Source organism: Nioella nitratireducens, assembly GCF_001879715.1.
Lineage (GTDB): Bacteria > Pseudomonadota > Alphaproteobacteria > Rhodobacterales > Rhodobacteraceae > Nioella > Nioella nitratireducens.
This window is the reverse complement of sequence record NZ_MNBW01000016.1, coordinates 43,908-60,339: the sequence shown is the minus strand read 5'-3', so window position 1 is coordinate 60,339 and position 16,432 is coordinate 43,908. Positions and strand designations below refer to the sequence as shown.

Here is a 16,432-nt window from a genome sequence, read left to right as displayed (position 1 = left end):
CCGGTCCACGCCATTGGATGTCACCCGCGCGACCGGCGACGGGTGCGACGTCCGGAGGGCTCGTTGTCGCCGGTGCCATCGCTGTCGGAGGAAAAGCCCCCGATCTCGGCCGCGATCCGGTCGAGTGTCGGGGCTGGGCCGCGCGGGGTCTCTTCCAGCGCCTTGCGCATGGCCTTGAGGTGTTCGGCCTGGGTGCCGCAGCAGCCGCCGATGATCTTGGCCCCCGCATCGCGCGCCAGAACCGCGTATTTCGCCATCAGATCGGGCGTGCCGTCATAATGGATATGACCATCGACATATTTCGGAATGCCGGCATTGCCCTTGGCGATATAGGGGATCTCGGTGCCCGATGCGCGGAAGCCCAGAACCGTGCGCAGCAGGTCCGACGCCCCTACCCCGCAATTTGCCCCGAAGGCGAGCGGCGGGTGATCCAACCTGGCCACCAGTGCCGCCAGGTCGGCGGAGGTGAAGCCCATCATCGTGCGGCCCGCCGTATCGAAGCTCATCGTGCCGCACCACGGCATGTCGGCAAGCTTGGCGGCCTCGGCGGCAGCCTTGAATTCCTCATCCGAGGAAATCGTTTCGACCCACAGCACGTCGGCGCCACCGGCTTTCAGCCCTTCGGCCTGTTCGTGGAACATCTCGACGGCAGAGGCATGAGTGAGTGCGCCCATCGGCACCATGATTTCGCCAGTCGGCCCCATTGAGCCCGCGACCACGACCGGACGGCCCGCCTTGTCGGCGACCTCGCGGCCGATCTCGGCGGCGCGTTGCGACAATTCATGCGCCCGGTCCTGTGCGTTGTGCAGTTTCAGTCGCGCGCGAGTGCCGCCGAAGGAATTGGTGAGGAAAATATCCGAACCCGCATCGACCGCGCCTTGATAGAGCTTGGCGATCCGGTCGGGGTGGTCGACATTCCACAGCTCGGGCGCATCGCCCGATTGCAGCCCCATGTTGAACAGCGTGGTGCCGGTGGCCCCGTCGGCCATCAGCCAATCCCGCTCGGCCATAAGCTTGGAAAGAAGGTCGCTCATCTGGTGCCTCTAAGGTTTGCGCGCCGCCCGGTTGTGGCGGCGCCGTGAATGTGAAGCAACTGCATAATCTGCATAACGATCATGAGGCGCTTGAGGGTATCACCCGAGGTCCGGGTGTGAAAAGGGCCGCCCCGGCGACAAGCGCGGGCGGCCCGGATCTTGGCTGCGGCAGGTCCGCTCAGGCTTCTTTGACGAGCTGCCCTTTGGCAACAGTCAGAAGCTCGGCCATCTTGGCGCGGATTTCCTCGGCGGTGGCCTTGCCTTCCAGGTCGGCGGCAACCTTGCGCACGACATCCTCGTGACCGGCTTCCTCGAAATCCGATTTCACGACCTCGATCGCGTAGGCATCGGCGTCGGGGCCTGTCTTGCCGAGGATTTCGGCAGCCCAAAGGCCCACCAGCTTGTTGCGCCGCGCTTCGGCGCGGAAGACCATTTCGGCGTCGTGGGCGAATTTCGCCTCGAAAGCGTTTTCGCGATCGTCGAAAGTCGTCATGTCATGCTCTCCTGACTCAAAATCGGGCGTTGCCATCAAATAGGCTGTGGACCCCTTGGGGCACAAGGGCAGATTGTGCCGCAGCAGGGCCAAACGGGCCCGAAGGGCCCAAAAGCCGCCGCGCGCACCGCTTCCCTTTCACGTTCGGGCGGCGTATACGCGCCCAGAACGGCGCTCGGGCGCCCCTCGACGGATTCGGAGAAGACCATATGGCAAGGCGCAAGAAGATCTACGAAGGCAAAGCCAAGATCCTCTACGAAGGCCCCGAACCGGGCACGCTGGTTCAGTACTTCAAGGACGACGCCACCGCGTTCAATGCCGAGAAGCGGGCAACGATCGAGGGCAAAGGCGTCCTGAACAATCGCCTGTCGGAATTCTTCATGACCGGGCTGGCCAATATCGGCGTGCCGACCCATTTCATCCGCCGCATCAACATGCGCGAGCAGCTGATCCGCGCGGTCGAGATCATCCCGCTGGAAGTGATCGTGCGCAACTATGCCGCCGGGTCGATGGCCAAGCGCCTCGGGCTGGAGGAAGGCATGCAACTGCCCCGCCCGATCATCGAGTTTTCCTACAAGAACGACGAGTTGGGCGACCCGCTGGTGCCCGAGGAATACATCATCGCCTTTGGCTGGGCCAGCCAGCAGGATCTGGACGACATCGTGGCGCTGGCGCTGCGGGTCAACGATTTCATGTCGGGCATGATGATGGGCGTCGGCATCAAGCTGGTCGATTTCAAGATCGAGATCGGCCGTATCTGGGATGGCGATTTCATGCGCCTGATCGTGGCTGACGAAATCAGCCCCGACAGCTGCCGCCTGTGGGATATCGAGACCGGCCAGAAGCTGGACAAGGACGTGTTCCGCCGCGACCTGGGCAACCTGACCGATGCCTATACGGAAGTGGCGCGGCGCCTTGGCGTGATGCCGACCAATAACGGGACCGGCGGCAAGCCGACCCTCGTCAACTGACCGCGCGGGGCGGCCTGCCCGCCCCGACCGACCCAAAACCGCGAGACAACAGAAAGAGGCCATACCATGCGCGCCACCGTGACCGTGATGCTGAAACAGGGCGTTCTGGACCCGCAGGGCGAGGCCGTTCGCCACGCGCTTGGCGCGCTTGGCTTCGAGGGCGTCGAAGGTGTCCGTCAGGGCAAGGTGATCGAACTGGATCTGGCCGATGGCACCTCGCAGGAGTCCGTGACGGCGATGTGCGAAAAGCTGCTCGCCAACACGGTGATCGAGAGCTACTCGATTTCCATGGCCTGACCGCGATGAAGGCCGCGCTTCTCACCCAGACCCGCGCCCCGTTGCAGATGACCGATCTGCCGGACCCGGAATGTCCGCCGGACGGGGTGGTGCTGGATGTGCTGGCCTGCGGTGTGTGCCGTTCGGACTGGCATGTATGGGTGGGGTCGGACCCCGATGTATCGCTGCCGCAGATTCCCGGCCACGAATATTGCGGCGTCGTCCGCGAGGCTGGCCGCGACGTGACCCGGTGGCAGGTCGGCGACCGGGTGATCGCGCCCTTTATCCTTGCCTGCGGGGCCTGCCCCGATTGCCGCGCGGGCCATCAGACCGTTTGCGCCACCCAGATCGTTCCGGGCTTTACCGCCCCCGGTGCCTTTGCCGAGCAGATCGCCGTGGCCCGCGCCGATGCCAACCTGACCCGTCTGCCCGATGGGATGGACCCTGCCCTTGCCGCGGCCCTCGGCTGTCGCGCCACGACCGCTTGGCACGCGCTGACCGGACGCGCTGCCTTGCAGGCGGGCGAATGGCTGGCGGTCTGGGGCACGGGCGGAATCGGCCTGTCGGCGATGCTGATCGCGCAGGCGCTCGGCGCACGGGTGGTAATGATCGACATCGTGGACGAAAAGCTGGACCACGCCAAATCGCTTGGCGCCGATGCCGTGGTGAACGCCGCCAAGGGCGACCCGGTGGCGCAGGTGCACGAGATCACCAAGGGCGGCGCCGATCTGGCGCTGGAGGCCCTCGGGGTCACGGAAACTACCGCCAACGCTCTGAAATCCCTGCGTAAACTTGGTCGCATGGTGCAGGTCGGGATGCCCGCGGGCGCGCATGTGAACATGACCCTGCCGTGGGATACGGTCTATTCCGGCCAACTGGCGGTCTACGGCACCCGTGGAATGCCAGCTTGGCGCTACCCTTCGCTGCTGTCGCTGATCGAGAGCGGGCGGCTCGACCTGTCGCCGCTGATCGCCCGCCGCGTGGCGCTGTCAGAGGCCACCGCCGAACTCTCTCTCTTCGATGGCGCAGCCCCACCGGGCGTTGCCGTCATTACCGATTTCACCCGCTGACCACAGGAGCGTCCCGCCCATGAAAGCCGCCGTCATCGTCTTCCCCGGCTCCAATTGCGACCGTGACCTTGCCGTTGCCTTCGAGAAGGCTGGGTTTTCCGTCGACATGGTCTGGCACAAAGACCCGACCCTGCCCGAAAAGGTGGACATTGTCGGCATTCCGGGTGGGTTCTCTTTTGGCGACTACCTGCGCTGCGGTGCGATTGCCGGACAATCGCCGGTCATGCAGGGCGTCGCCGCCCATGTCGAGCGTGGCGGCTACGCGCTTGGGGTCTGCAACGGTTTTCAGGTGCTGTGCGAAACCGGTCTGCTGCCGGGCGCGCTGATGCGCAACTCAAGTCTCAAGTTCATCTGCCGTATGCAACGTCTTTCGGTCGAAACGACCAGCAGCGTCTTTACCCAAGCCTACAGCCAGGGCCAGGAGATCGACATCCCGCTGGCCCACCACGACGGCAACTACGTGATCGCCCCCGAAGGGCTGGCCGCGCTCAAGGATCAGGACCGGGTGGCGTTTCGCTACGTTGGCAACCCCAACGGGTCCACCGATGACATCGCCGGCGTCCTGTCCGAGAACCGCCGGGTTCTGGGAATGATGCCCCACCCCGAGCGAGTCATCGACGCGACCCATGGCGGAACGGATGGTCAGGCGATGTTCGCGGGGCTGACGGGCGCGCTGGTCGGCGCCTGACAGGCTTGAGCCGCCGCCCGGGACCGCCTAAATTCGCCGGATGGCAAAGACGCCCCGCACCGATTTGACCCTTCGAGGGTCCGGAGGCCGCCGCGCATGGTTGATGCGCGGTCTTCTTGTGCTGTTCCTGATGCTGGCGGGTGCGGTTGTCTGGGTCTCGAATGTCTGGCTGACCGACCGATTCACCGAGGCGACCCGCAACCGGGCGGAACTGCGGCTTGCGCTCTATTCCGGCTCGATCGTGTCAGAGCTTCAGCGCAATTCGGTGGTGCCGCTGTTGCTGTCGCGCGACCCGACGCTGGCGCGGGCGCTGTCGGTCGGGGAATATTCCACCACCTCGCAGCGCCTGATTTCCTACCGCGATGAAATCGGCGCCGCGTCGATTGTCCTGCTCAACCGCGACGGGCGCGTCGTGGCCGCCACCGACCGGCTGGAGATCGGCGAGTTGCACACCGGGCGGCCTTATTTGGTTGAGGCTTTGCGCTCGTCCGAGACGGTGTTCACCACTACCCAGACCGACTCTGGCGGGTTCAGTTTCTCGTTTTCCCGACGGATCGAAGATGGCGGGCTTTTGCTGGGCGTGATCCTTGTGCGGGTCGATCTGAGCCGTTTGGCCGACCGATGGCGGGGCACGTCAGAAGCCGTGTTCGTGGCCGACTCGCAGGGGCGCATCATCCTGTCGACCGAGCCGCGTTGGCGCGGCCATAACGAGACCGAGGCCGTCGAACTCCGCTCGCCCTCGACCGCCATCGACCGCGCAATCGAGGCGGCGGGCGATTGGGCCTTTGCCACGCCAGGCCCGTATTTTTCGGGCGGCAGCACGTTACGGCTGGAATCGCGCATCCCGTTCCGCGGCTGGATGCTGGTCTCGTTCACCGCCTACGACTCGGTTCGGGAACGGGTGAACGGGGTTCTGGCGCTGGAGATCATGGGATTCGCCCTGTTGCTGGCCGGGGCGTTCTACGTTCTGAGCCGCCGCGCCCGGCTTCAATCGGTGATCTTCCAAAGAGAGTCGGCGGAGCTTCGCCGGTTGAACGACCGCCTGCAGCGAGAAATCGCCGAACGTCAAAAGGTTGAACGCAACCTGGAAGAGGCTGAGCAAAGCCTCGCCCAGAGTTCCAAACTGGCCGCTCTGGGCGAGATGTCTGCCGCTGTCAGCCACGAATTGAACCAGCCGCTGGCGGCAATGAAGACCTATCTCGCCGGGGCCAAGCTGCTGTTGCAGCGCCGCCGCCCGGAAGAGGCCCTGTCCTCCTTCCAGCGGATCGACGACCTGATCGACCGGATGGGGGCCATCACTCGGCAACTGAAATCCTATGCCAGAAAGGGTGAAGAGGCGTTTCAAGAGGTCGACATGCGCGATGCGCTCGCCTCGGCCGTGACGATGATGGAGCCGCAATTGCGGCAGATGACGGTCGAGATCACTCAAAGCTTGCCGCGCACCCCGGCGCTTGTGCTGGCGGACCGGCTGCGGCTGGAACAGGTGATCATCAACCTCCTGCGCAACGCCCTCGACGCGATGAAGGCCGAGGATCGTCGGGAACTGGACCTGCTGGTGGCGGAGGGCGACGAGATCGTGCTGACCGTGCGCGACAACGGGCGGGGGATTGACGATCTCGACGCTTTGTTCGAGCCATTCTACACAACCAAACAGCCCGGCGACGGGGTGGGGCTTGGCCTCGCTATTTCGTCCGGCATCGTCAAGGACCTCGGCGGGCGGCTGACCGCGCGCAACGGGGAAGAGGGCGGCGCCGTGTTCGAGGTGCGCCTGCCCCGCTCTGACCAAGGCAGCGCCGCCGCCGAATGACAATAAGAGGATGAGCCATGCGGATTGCGATCGTCGATGATGAACAGGACATGCGGCAGTCGATCAGCCAGTGGCTGGCGCTCTCGGGCTTCGAGACCGAGACCTATGCCAGCGCGGAAGAGGCCTTGAAAAACATCAGCGCAGATTTCTCGGGCGTGGTGGTGACCGACATCAAGATGCCCGGCATGGATGGGATGGCGTTTCTCAAACGCCTGATGGGCATGGACAGCAGTCTGCCCGTCATCATGATCACCGGCCATGGCGATGTGCCCATGGCGGTCGAGGCGATGCGGATCGGGGCCTATGACTTCCTTGAAAAGCCATTCAACCCCGACCGGATGACGGAACTGGCCAAACGCGCCGGCCAGACCCGGCGGCTGACGCTGGACAACCGGGCGCTGCGCAAGGAACTGTCGGACGGCACCGTGCTGATGCGCAAATTGATCGGCTCTTCCCCGGTGATGGAACGACTGCGCGAGGACATTCTCGACCTCGGGCAGGCAGATGGCCATGTGCTGATCACCGGCGAAACCGGCACCGGCAAGACGCTTGTGGCCCATGCCCTGCACGCGGTCGGCCCCCGTGCCGGCAAACCGCTGGTGGCCGTGGCCTGCGCCGCCCATGATGAAACCGCGCTTGGCGCGATGTTGTTCGGCCCCGTGGGGGAAGGCCAAGACCTGCCGCTGGTCGAGCAGGCGCGCGGCGGCTCGCTGCTGCTGGAGGGGGTCGAGGCGCTGCCGCAGGCCCTGCAAGCGCGGCTGTTGAAGAGCATCGAGGACATGGGCGCGCCAGCCGAGACTCGGATCGTGGCGATCTGCAACGCGGCCGACCCGGACACGGGATGCGAACCGGCCCTGCGCCCTGACCTGTTCTATCGCCTTGCCGCCATGCGGATCGACCTGCCGCCGCTGCGGGCCCGTGGCGAAGACATCCTGACCCTCTTCAACCGCTTCGGCGAGCAGTTTGCCGAGGAATACGGCACCGACGCGCCGCAGGTCACCGCACAAGAGGCCGCGCAACTGTTGCAAGCGCCGTGGCCCGGCAACGTGCGCCAGTTGATCAACATCGCGGAACGCGCGATCCTGCAACAGCGGCGCGGCTCGGGCACCATTGCCTCGCTGCTGATGAGTGACGGCGAAGAAAGCGGCCCGCAGGCCGTGGGCGAAGGCAAGCCGCTCAAGGAATACGTGGAAGCGTTCGAGCGGATGCTGATCGACAACACCATGCGCCGCCATCGCGGCTCGATCGCCAGCGTGATGGAAGAGCTGAGCCTGCCGCGCCGGACGCTCAACGAAAAAATGGCCAAATACGGGCTGAGCCGGTCGGATTATCTCTGACCGGCCCTTGCCATTCCGCGCTGCTCCGCGTTCTCTGCGCCCATGCGAGTCTATGCTATCGGAGATGTTCACGGCCATCTGGACCGGCTGCGCGACGCGCTGGCCCGGATCGAGGCCGACCGTGCCCTGACCGGCGATGACGCGGCCCCCGTGGTGCAGATCGGCGACCTCGTGGACCGGGGACCGGACAGTCGCGGCGTGGTCGATTTCCTGATGCAGGAAACCGCCCGCGACCCGCGTTTGACCGTGCTCAGGGGCAACCACGACAACATGTTCGCCTATTTCCTTGAAGTTGCCCCCCGGCAAGACCCGCGCCTGCGCCTCGACTACACCTATCTGCATCCGCGCATCGGGGGGCTGGACACGCTGGCCTCTTACGGGATCGACCCGGATCAATCCCCCTCAGCCCTGCATACCGAGGCACGGGCCAAGGTGCCCCGTGCGCATCATGATTTTCTGGCCACCCTGCCCCTGTCATTTGCCCAGGGGGAGTGTTTGCTGGTCCATGCCGGGATCCGCCCCGGTATTCCGCTGGACCGGCAAGACCCCGAAGACCTTTATTGGATTCGCCACGAGTTTCTGGACGACACCCGCGACCACGGCCCGCTGGTCATCCACGGTCACACGCCGGTCGAGGGTGTCGAACACCACGGCAACCGATTGGCGATCGACACCGGGGCGGCCTATGGCGGGCCGCTCTCGGCAGTCGTGGTCGAAGGCCGCCGCGCCTTTCTGCTGACCGACGGCGGGCGCGCCGAAATCAGGCCCCATGCCGCCGCGTGACCTTGGCCTCGTGGCTTTGGTCATCCTGGCCTGGGGCAGCAATTTCACCGCGATGAAACTGGCCTTGGAGGAGCTGCCGCCCTTCCTGTTCGTCGGTCTACGGTTTGCGATCCTGTTGCCGTTGCTGGCGGTGCTGAAACCCCCGCCAGTGCCGTGGTGGAAGATCCTCGCGGTCGGTGCCCTGATCAACATGGGCCAGTTCGCGTTTCTGTTTGCGGCGCTCAAGGCCGATGCAACGGCGGGGCTGGCCTCGTTGCTGTTGCAAGTTCAGGCGCCCCTGACCATCCTGTTTTCCGTCCTGTTGTTTGGCGAGCGGATCACCGCGCGCCAAGTCGCGGGGCTTTCGCTGGCATTGCTCGGGCTCGCGATCTTCGCGGTCTCGGCCGGTGGGAACGTGACAGGGCTGGGGCTGGGGCTGATCCTTTGCGGTGCGCTGTGTTGGTCGCTCGGCAACCTGGTGCTCAAGCGTCTCGGCCGCGTGAACACCTTGGCGCTGTTTGTCTGGGCCAGCCTTGTGCCGCCGCTGCCGATGCTGGTGCTGACAACGGCAACCGAGGGCGCCGCCCCTTTCACCACGCTCGCGGCGCTTTCCCTGCGGGGGTGGCTGTCGGTGATTTATGTGGCGGCGGCCTCAACGGTGCTTGGCTATTCGCTCTGGGGCGCACTGCTGTCCCGTCATCCGGCTGCCAAGGTCACGCCCTTCGCGCTGCTGATCCCTGTGGTGGGCATTGCGGTGTCTGGCTTTGTGTTGGGGGAACGCCCCGCGCCGCTGGATTGGCTGGGGGCCGCGGTGATCCTTTCAGGGCTGGCGCTGATGCAGATCCGGGCAGGTCGGCAACGGATGAAAGCGGGTCGCAGCGGGGGGTAGATCATGGCCGTGGCGGGCCTATGTTGGGGGCATGACAAAACACTTCTTTCTGCTCCTCATCATCGTTATGTCCGCCGCCGGCCTGACCCTGTGGGTGGCGTCCTTGCTGACGCCCGGCCCCGATGCATGGACCATCGCCCTGCCCGTGACCATGGTCGCGGCGCTTCTGGTCGGTCTGGTCGCCCGCAAAGGGAACTGACCCATGCGCCGCCTCCATCAAAGCGCAGCCGACCCTGCCCCCCTTGCCCCGAACGCGCCGCTGGAGGACAGCGCACTGACCCGCGCCGGACGGATGGCCGAGGGAACCGGCAAGATCCTGTTGCTGGCCTGCGGGGCGTTGGCGCATGAAATCCTCGCACTCAAGCGGATGAATGGCTGGAGCCATCTCGACTTGCAGTGCCTGCCTGCGATCCTGCACAATAGCCCCGAACGCATCCCCGACGCGATCGAAGCAGCGGTGGTCAAGCACCGCGCGGCCTATGACGATGTGTTCGTGGTTTATGCCGATTGCGGCACGGGCGGCTTGCTCAAGGCGCGGTGCGATGCGCTCGGGGTGGAGATGCTGCAAGGCCCGCATTGCTATTCCTTCTTCGAAGGGAACGCGGTCTTTGCCGATCGTGCCGAAGACGAGATCACCGCCTTTTACGTGACCGATTTTCTCGTGCGCCAGTTTGATGCTTTCGTGACCAAGCCGCTCGGGCTGGACCGGCACCCCGAGCTGTTGGACATGTATTTCGGAAACTATACCAAGCTGGTCTATCAGGCGCAGGTCGATGACCAGAAACTGACTGAAAAAGCAAAGTCTTGCGCGGCATTCCTAAAGCTTGACTTCGAGCGTCGCTATACCGGCTACGGCGACCTGGCGGTGGAATTGGAGACCGTCGCACAGCGCTGACGGCCCGATTGCCTATCCCGTCGCCGCGGTTTCGCGCGCCAGCAGGCGGATACGGTCCACCATCGCGCGCAAGCCGTTGGAGCGTTGCGACGACAGGTGGTCGTTCAGCCCCAGCCGCGCCAATTCGCCCCCCGCATCGACCTTGAGAACCTCGCTCACCGTCAGCCCGGAATACAGGGCGTGCAACACAGCGATCAGCCCGCGCACGATCATGGCATCGCTTTCGCCGCGAAACCGGAACACGGCATCCGGGCCCTCCCCGTCAATCTCGGGCAAAATCCAGACCTGACTGGCGCAGCCATCGACCTTGGTCGCAGGCACGCGGAAGGCAGTTTCGAGCGGGTCCATTGCCTTGCCAAGCTCGATCACGTGGCGATAGCGCTCCTCCCAATCGTCGAGGAACTCGAAGGTTTCTGCGATTTCTTCGAAGGCGTCCGTGGCCATGGTGGTCTCCGTCTTGCTGCGCCCCACAGGTAGGGCGCGCGGGCAGAAAGGTCCAGAGGCGCTTTTCAACGTCACACCAATGCGCTAGTCAAGGGGCAGGAGACAGGCGGAGACGATCCATGACCCCTCGCATACTTGTGGCCCTTCTGGTGGTGCTCGGCCTTTCGGCCTGCGGCTCGCGGCTGAACCCGTTCAATTGGTTCGGCAATGACCGGGAAGATCGGATCGCCGTGGAAGAACCGGCTGCGGTGCCGACCGATGGCCGACAGCTTGTCACCGAAATCGCCAGCCTCGATGTAGATCCCAATCCGGGCGGGGCCATTATCCGGGCCGTCGGCTTGCCGCTCCGTCAGGGCTATTGGGAGGCCGATCTGGTCGAAGTCAGCCGCGATTCCGGCGAACTGGTCTTCGAGTTCCGCATTCGTGAACCGGCAGATCCGGCCACCCGTGTCGGTCCGCCCCGCTCGCGCGAGATTTACGCTGCAACCGTCCTGTCGCGTCAAGACCTTGCGGGTATCCGCTCGATTACCGTCATTGGCCAGCAGAACCGGCGCAGCGTTCGCCGCAGGTGACGACCGTCACGCTCAATCGAGCGTGACGATCTTGACCCGCTGGCCTTTGGCCGAAAGGGCGATCTTGCCTTCGCACAGACGCATGGCGTCCTTTCCGAACACCTCGTTGCGCCAGCCTTTGGACCACATCCCGTCGCGCCCGCCACAGGCGATGTTGTCCAGATCGGCGCTGGACGCGATCAGCTTTTGCGCGACGCCCGCATCCTCTGCCTTGGCCTTGAGCAGCACCCGCAGCAGATCGGCAAGGGCGGGATTCAGCGCCGTCTTGTCCGGCGCGTGGGCGGGTTTCGGGTAATCCTCGGGCTTCATGTCCAGACCACGCTGCACGGCACCCAGAATGCCGTCGGCCAGATCTCCCTTGCGCCCTTCGCGTTGCAGCAGGCGCGACTTGCCCAGATCCTGCACGCTGCGCGGCTTGGTCGAGGCCATTTCCAACAGCACGTCGTCTTTCATGATCCGGTTGCGCGGCACGTTGCGGGTTTGTGCCGTGTCCTCACGGAACTTGGCCAGTTCCTTGAGAACGGCCAGAAACTTGCCGGAATTGGTGCGTGTCTTGACCCGGCGCCACGCCTCCTCGGGGTCGACCACATAGCCATCGCGGTTGGTCAGCGTGCGCAGTTCTTCTTCCATCCAAGCGGTGCGGCCTGTCTTGGCCAGCTCGCCCGAGAGATATTCGTAGATCTGGCGCAGATGCGTCACGTCGGCCAGCGCGTAATTCTTTTGCGCTTCGGACAACGGCCTGCGTGACCAGTCGGTAAACCGGCTGGACTTGTCCAGGCTCGCCTTGGCGATCTTGCGCACCAGCGTTTCATAGCCCACCTGCTCGCCAAAGCCGCAGACCATCGCCGCGACCTGCGTGTCGAACAGGGGCGTCGGCATCACGTCGCCATCGACATGGAAGATCTCCAGATCCTGCCGGGCGGCGTGAAAGACCTTGACCACATCGGTGTTGCGGAACAGGTCGTAAAGCGGGTCCAGCGACAGGCCCTCGGCCAGCGGATCGACCAGCACCGCGTCGCTGTCATCGGTCCCCGGCAAGGCCAGTTGCACGAGGCAGAGTTGCGCGAAATAGGTCCGCTCGCGCAGGAACTCGGTATCGACAGTGACATAAGGAGCGGTGGCGGCGCGGGCACAGTATTCTGCGAGCGCCTCGGTCGTGGTCAGGGTTTGGGGCAAAGGGTGCCGTCCTTCTTGGTGATGGGGCGGGACATCCGCCGATGCATCCCGTGATAGGACAGCGCTGCCGGAATGAAAAGGGCACCGCGTGGCCGCAGGCGCGGATGCAGATCAAAGCCGCCCGGTCAGCGACACGCGCAAGAGCCGCCCGCGCCGGGCAAACTCGCTCTCGTCCAGTTGACCATCCGCCACGCGCGTCGGATCGGAAATCGCGGCCCGCAGCGTCGCCTCGGTCCGCCACAGGGCAAAGAGCACCGGGCGCGCCACTTTCGGCACAGCGCCCTGCCCGGCCAGCCCGTTGCGAAACCGCGCCAAACCCGCCTGCGCCAAGCTGCGCACGCCTTCGGGGCGACCGTCCACCAACGGCACCCGGCCCCGCGCCTCAAGCTCGGGCACCGCGCGCAGCAGACCCGCCACGCCAGCCCCGAAGGCCAGATCGCGCACCACGGGTTCGGCCATATCGGGGGCGCCAAGCGCCAGAGCGCCGACCCAGACCAGATGGCCCGAGGTTGCGTCGATATAGGCCTCGAAATGCGCCGCGTCCTCGAACGGGTCGCGGTAGACATCCCACCGGCGCGCGGCGATCAGCCCGTCCAGCAACTGTGCCGCACCAGCCGGAACCGCGTCGGCCAGCGGGGCCACCACCTCATGCGCACGCGGCGGTTTGCCTTGCCCGATCTCCTCGGTCACGTCACGCCAGAATTGCAGACGCATTTCTGCGATCATCGGCTCGGACGCCACCCAGGGCGCGCGGGCCACCTCCAGATTGAAAGCATAGAGCGGGAACAGCACAGCGCGCGCCGCAGGCGGCGCAGCCATGGCGGCAAGAAACCGGTCCGGGTCGCCCCGTTCGACCAATTCTGCGCAGGCATTCACGCTCATGCCGACCTCACGATGCCGGTGCGCCGTCGCGCACCAGCTTCCATGTCACCGCATCCAGCAGCGCCTCGAAAGACGCATCGACGATGTTGGGCGACACCCCCACGGTCGACCAACGCCGCCCGCTGCTGTCCTGGCTGTCAATGGTCACGCGGGTCACGGCCTCGGTCCCGCCCTGGGTAATGCGGACCTTGAAGTCGACCAGACGGATATCGTCGATATAAGACTGATACGGCCCCAGATCCTTGGCCAGCGCCTTGGACAGCGCGTTCACCGGTCCCCGGTCGCCGCCAGTCTCGTCCATGCTTTCCGACACCGACAGCATCTTTTGATCGCCGATCTTCACGACCACCACCGCCTCGGACAGGCTGACCATCTTGTTGTACTTGTTCTTGCGGCGCTCGACCGTGACCTTGTAGCGCTTCACCTCGAAGAACCGGGGCAATTGGCCGAGCGCGCGGCGCGCCAGCAGCTCGAAACTCGCCTGCGCGGTGTCAAAGGAATACCCCTCGGATTCCCGCGCCTTGATCTCGTCAAGGATGGTGGCCAGCGCCGGGTCGCCCTTTTCCACCGTGATCCCGGCCTCTGCCAGACGACGGATCAGGTTCGACTGCCCGGCCTGATTGGACATCGGGATGATGCGGCTGTTGCCGACCAGCGATGGGTCGATATGTTCATAGGTCGTGGGATTCTTGACGATGGCACTGGCGTGCAGCCCCGCCTTGTGGGCAAAAGCAGAGACCCCCACGAAAGGGGCCTGCCGCATCGGAACGCGGTTCAGGATATCGTCCAGCGTGCGGCTGGCCACCGTCAGCCCCTTGAGTGCGTCCAGCGTGATCCCGGTTTCGTACTGGCTGGCATAGGGTTCCTTCAGCAGCAGCGTCGGGATCAGTGTCGTCAGGTTGGCATTGCCACAACGCTCGCCGAGGCCGTTGAGCGTGCCCTGCACCTGCCGCGCGCCCGCCTCGATCGCGGCCAGACTGCCCGCGACGGCGGTCTCGGTGTCGTTGTGGGTGTGGATGCCCAGATGATCGCCGGGGATGCCCGCCGCGATAACCTCGCCCGTGATGCGCCCGATTTCGGCGGGCAGCGTGCCGCCATTGGTGTCACACAGCACGATCCAGCGCGCGCCCGCGTCATAGGCAGCCTTGAGACAATCCACGGCATAGTCCGGGTTGGCCTTGTAGCCATCGAAGAAATGCTCGGCGTCGAACAGCGCTTCACGTCCCTGCCCGACCAGATGACCGATGGATTTGGCGATGTTGTCCACGTTCTCCGGCAGGGTGATGCCAAGCGCGGTTTCAACGTGGAAATCATGGGTCTTGCCAACGAGGCAGACGGCTTTGGTCCCGGCGTTCAGCACGCCCGCCAGCACCTCGTCATTCTCAGCCGAGCGGCCCGCCCGCTTGGTCATGCCGAAGGCGGTCATGGTGGCCTTGGTCGCGGGGGCGGCGTCGAAGAACGCGCTGTCGGTCGGGTTCGCCCCGGGCCAGCCGCCTTCGATGTAGTCCACCCCGAGCCTGTCGAGCATCTTGGCGATGGTCTGCTTTTCGGCGGTTGAGAACTGCACGCCCTGCGTCTGCTGCCCGTCGCGCAGGGTGGTGTCGTAGAGGGTGAGGCGGGATTTGGTCATGCCAGCCCCTCCAGCTTTGTCGCGTCGAATTTCGGGGTCGGCATCAGTTCCACCCCCGCCTTCGACATGCGGACCTCGACCCCGGCCTCGACCAGCGCGGCCTTGAGCCGGTCGACTTCGGAGAAGTCCTTGGTTTGCATGGCCTGCGCGCGTGCGCGGCTCAAGATAGCCGATAGATCATTCAATTGAGATCTTGCCGCATGCTCCTCCACAGCGCCATCAAACACCCACGCCCCCATGACAGCGGAGTCTACAAGCAGTCCCAAAAGACGTGCGGACGCGGCGAAGTCATCAATCTCGCTTTGCGGCACATCTGCGTGTTGCCTGTCCTGGATTGATTTGGCGAGCTGATACAGGCGGGCGATTGCTTTCGAGGTGTTGAGGTCGTTAGCCAGAGCTTCGACGACTTCCTGATCGACTTCCCCCACAACGTTGGCGGAATTGGCGAGGCTTCTCCATTTGCGCAGCGTCTTCTCTGCGTCCTCGGCCTTCCTCGCCGTCCAGTCCATCGGCTTGCCGTAATGGGTCTGGAGGAAGACGAACCGGATCACCTCGCCCGGAATACCCTGCTCCAGTAAATCCCGCACCGTAAAGAAATTGCCCAAACTCTTGGACATCTTCTTGCCCTCGACCTGCAACATCTCGTTATGCAGCCAATAGCGGGCAAAGCCGCCCTCGGGATGGGCGCAGCAGCTTTGCGCCACCTCGTTCTCATGATGCGGGAACATCAGGTCGTTGCCGCCACCATGGATATCGAAGGTGGCCCCCAGCAATTCATAGCTCATCGCCGAGCACTCGATATGCCAGCCGGGCCGCCCCCGGCCCCAGGGCGAGTCCCACCCCGGCAGATCGTCCGATGAAGGCTTCCACAGCACGAAATCCATCGGGTCGCGCTTGTAGGGGGCCACCTCGACCCGAGCCCCGGCGATCATGTCATCGACGGACCGGCCCGAGAGCCGGCCATAGTCGGGATAGCTTTTCACGGAAAACAGCACATGCCCGTCGGCGGCATAGGCGTTTCCCTTCTCGATCAGCGTTTCGATCATGGCGATCATCTGGCCGATATATTGCGTCGCGCGCGGCATCTGGGTGGGTTCCATCACGCCGAGCGCACCCATGTCGTCCAGATACCATTGCGTCGTTTCCGCCGTGATCTCGCCGATCGGGCGACCGCTCTCCTTGGCCCGCGCGTTGATCTTGTCATCCACGTCGGTGAAGTTGCGCACGTAGGTCACGTGATCTGGGCCGTAGACATGGCGCAGCAGGCGGAAGAGCACGTCGAACACCACGGCGGCGCGCGCGTTGCCCATATGCGCCCGGTCATAAACCGTGGGGCCACAGACATACATCCGCACGTTGTCGGGATCGAGCGGGGTGAAGCGCTCTTTCTTGCGGGTCTTGTTGTTGTGCAACCGGATCGTGGTCATGGCTTTTCCTCACGCGCGGGGGCTCGCGGGCGGGTTAGCAAGTTCACAACCGGTTTGAAAGCAATGAAACGGACCCGCC

The 16,432-nt window shown here is 64.6% G+C and carries 18 protein-coding genes; 11 read left to right on the top strand and 7 right to left on the bottom strand.

Translation table 11 applies throughout. The features are described from left to right. Positions 1-20: 20 nt before the first annotated feature. Together bmt and BKY27_RS15385 are read right to left on the bottom strand one after the other, a co-directional pair. Positions 21-1,034 carry a betaine--homocysteine S-methyltransferase gene (gene bmt, locus BKY27_RS15390; protein ID WP_071675376.1) on the bottom strand — a complete coding sequence of 338 codons (1,014 nt, stop codon included), beginning with the start codon at positions 1,032-1,034 and terminating at the stop codon, positions 21-23. Positions 1,035-1,212: 178 nt separating this feature from the next. After that, a complete protein-coding gene (locus BKY27_RS15385; RefSeq protein WP_071675375.1) occupies positions 1,213-1,527 on the bottom strand; it encodes a DUF1476 domain-containing protein in 315 nt (104 codons plus the stop codon). A gap of 209 nt (positions 1,528-1,736) precedes the next feature. Between BKY27_RS15385 and purC the strand changes: the two genes are divergently transcribed. The 10 genes from purC to BKY27_RS15340 all read left to right on the top strand — a co-directional run bounded on the left by purC (position 1,737) and on the right by BKY27_RS15340 (position 10,222). After that, positions 1,737-2,498: a phosphoribosylaminoimidazolesuccinocarboxamide synthase gene (purC, locus tag BKY27_RS15380; protein ID WP_071675374.1), complete on the top strand. Its 762-nt coding sequence runs from the start codon at positions 1,737-1,739 to the stop codon at positions 2,496-2,498. Between the two features lie 66 nt (positions 2,499-2,564). Next, positions 2,565-2,795 (top strand): phosphoribosylformylglycinamidine synthase subunit PurS, encoded by a 231-nt coding sequence (gene purS / locus BKY27_RS15375; RefSeq protein WP_071675373.1) that lies wholly within the window; start codon positions 2,565-2,567, stop codon positions 2,793-2,795. A 5-nt stretch (positions 2,796-2,800) separates the two neighbouring features. Continuing rightward, positions 2,801-3,844: a zinc-dependent alcohol dehydrogenase family protein gene (locus BKY27_RS15370; protein ID WP_071675372.1), complete on the top strand. Its 1,044-nt coding sequence runs from the start codon at positions 2,801-2,803 to the stop codon at positions 3,842-3,844. A gap of 19 nt (positions 3,845-3,863) precedes the next feature. After that, positions 3,864-4,532 carry a phosphoribosylformylglycinamidine synthase subunit PurQ gene (gene purQ / locus BKY27_RS15365; RefSeq protein WP_071675371.1) on the top strand — a complete coding sequence of 223 codons (669 nt, stop codon included), beginning with the start codon at positions 3,864-3,866 and terminating at the stop codon, positions 4,530-4,532. 40 nt (positions 4,533-4,572) lie between these two features. Beyond that, positions 4,573-6,339 (top strand): sensor histidine kinase, encoded by a 1,767-nt coding sequence (locus BKY27_RS15360; RefSeq protein WP_233491858.1) that lies wholly within the window; start codon positions 4,573-4,575, stop codon positions 6,337-6,339. 17 nt (positions 6,340-6,356) lie between these two features. Next, entirely contained in the window at positions 6,357-7,676 is a 1,320-nt protein-coding gene (locus BKY27_RS15355) for a sigma-54-dependent transcriptional regulator (RefSeq protein WP_071675369.1), read from the top strand. Between the two features lie 42 nt (positions 7,677-7,718). Next, complete coding sequence (locus tag BKY27_RS15350; RefSeq protein WP_071675368.1) at positions 7,719-8,459, top strand: metallophosphoesterase family protein; 741 nt, start codon at positions 7,719-7,721, stop codon at positions 8,457-8,459. Then, positions 8,446-9,327 (top strand): EamA family transporter, encoded by an 882-nt coding sequence (locus BKY27_RS15345; protein ID WP_071675367.1) that lies wholly within the window; start codon positions 8,446-8,448, stop codon positions 9,325-9,327. Before BKY27_RS15350 ends, BKY27_RS15345 begins: the two co-directional genes overlap by 14 nt. Before the next feature lie 67 nt (positions 9,328-9,394). Next, positions 9,395-9,526, top strand: coding sequence for a hypothetical protein (locus tag BKY27_RS20530; protein ID WP_267888895.1), 132 nt, complete (start codon positions 9,395-9,397; stop codon positions 9,524-9,526). A 3-nt stretch (positions 9,527-9,529) separates the two neighbouring features. Then, positions 9,530-10,222: a DUF1638 domain-containing protein gene (locus BKY27_RS15340; protein WP_084667994.1), complete on the top strand. Its 693-nt coding sequence runs from the start codon at positions 9,530-9,532 to the stop codon at positions 10,220-10,222. A 12-nt stretch (positions 10,223-10,234) separates the two neighbouring features. On the opposite strand, the gene BKY27_RS15335 is transcribed toward BKY27_RS15340, so the two are convergent. After that, on the bottom strand, positions 10,235-10,666 hold the full coding sequence (locus BKY27_RS15335) for a SufE family protein (RefSeq protein ID WP_071675366.1): 432 nt from the start codon (positions 10,664-10,666) through the stop codon (positions 10,235-10,237). 119 nt (positions 10,667-10,785) lie between these two features. Between BKY27_RS15335 and BKY27_RS15330 the strand changes: the two genes are divergently transcribed. After that, positions 10,786-11,238 (top strand): hypothetical protein, encoded by a 453-nt coding sequence (locus BKY27_RS15330; protein ID WP_071675365.1) that lies wholly within the window; start codon positions 10,786-10,788, stop codon positions 11,236-11,238. A gap of 12 nt (positions 11,239-11,250) precedes the next feature. Here the strand turns inward: BKY27_RS15330 and rnd are convergent, their stop codons facing one another. From rnd to cysS, 4 genes are all read right to left on the bottom strand, one after another. Further along, positions 11,251-12,414, bottom strand: a complete 1,164-nt coding sequence (gene rnd, locus BKY27_RS15325) for a ribonuclease D (RefSeq protein ID WP_071675364.1) — start codon at positions 12,412-12,414, stop codon at positions 11,251-11,253. 111 nt (positions 12,415-12,525) lie between these two features. After that, a complete protein-coding gene (locus BKY27_RS15320; protein ID WP_071675363.1) occupies positions 12,526-13,296 on the bottom strand; it encodes a squalene/phytoene synthase family protein in 771 nt (256 codons plus the stop codon). A 7-nt stretch (positions 13,297-13,303) separates the two neighbouring features. Next, positions 13,304-14,926, bottom strand: coding sequence for a citramalate synthase (gene cimA, locus BKY27_RS15315; RefSeq protein WP_071675362.1), 1,623 nt, complete (start codon positions 14,924-14,926; stop codon positions 13,304-13,306). Then, a complete protein-coding gene (cysS, locus tag BKY27_RS15310; protein ID WP_071675361.1) occupies positions 14,923-16,353 on the bottom strand; it encodes a cysteine--tRNA ligase in 1,431 nt (476 codons plus the stop codon). Before cysS ends, cimA begins: the two co-directional genes overlap by 4 nt. Between the last annotated feature and the right edge of the window lie 79 nt (positions 16,354-16,432).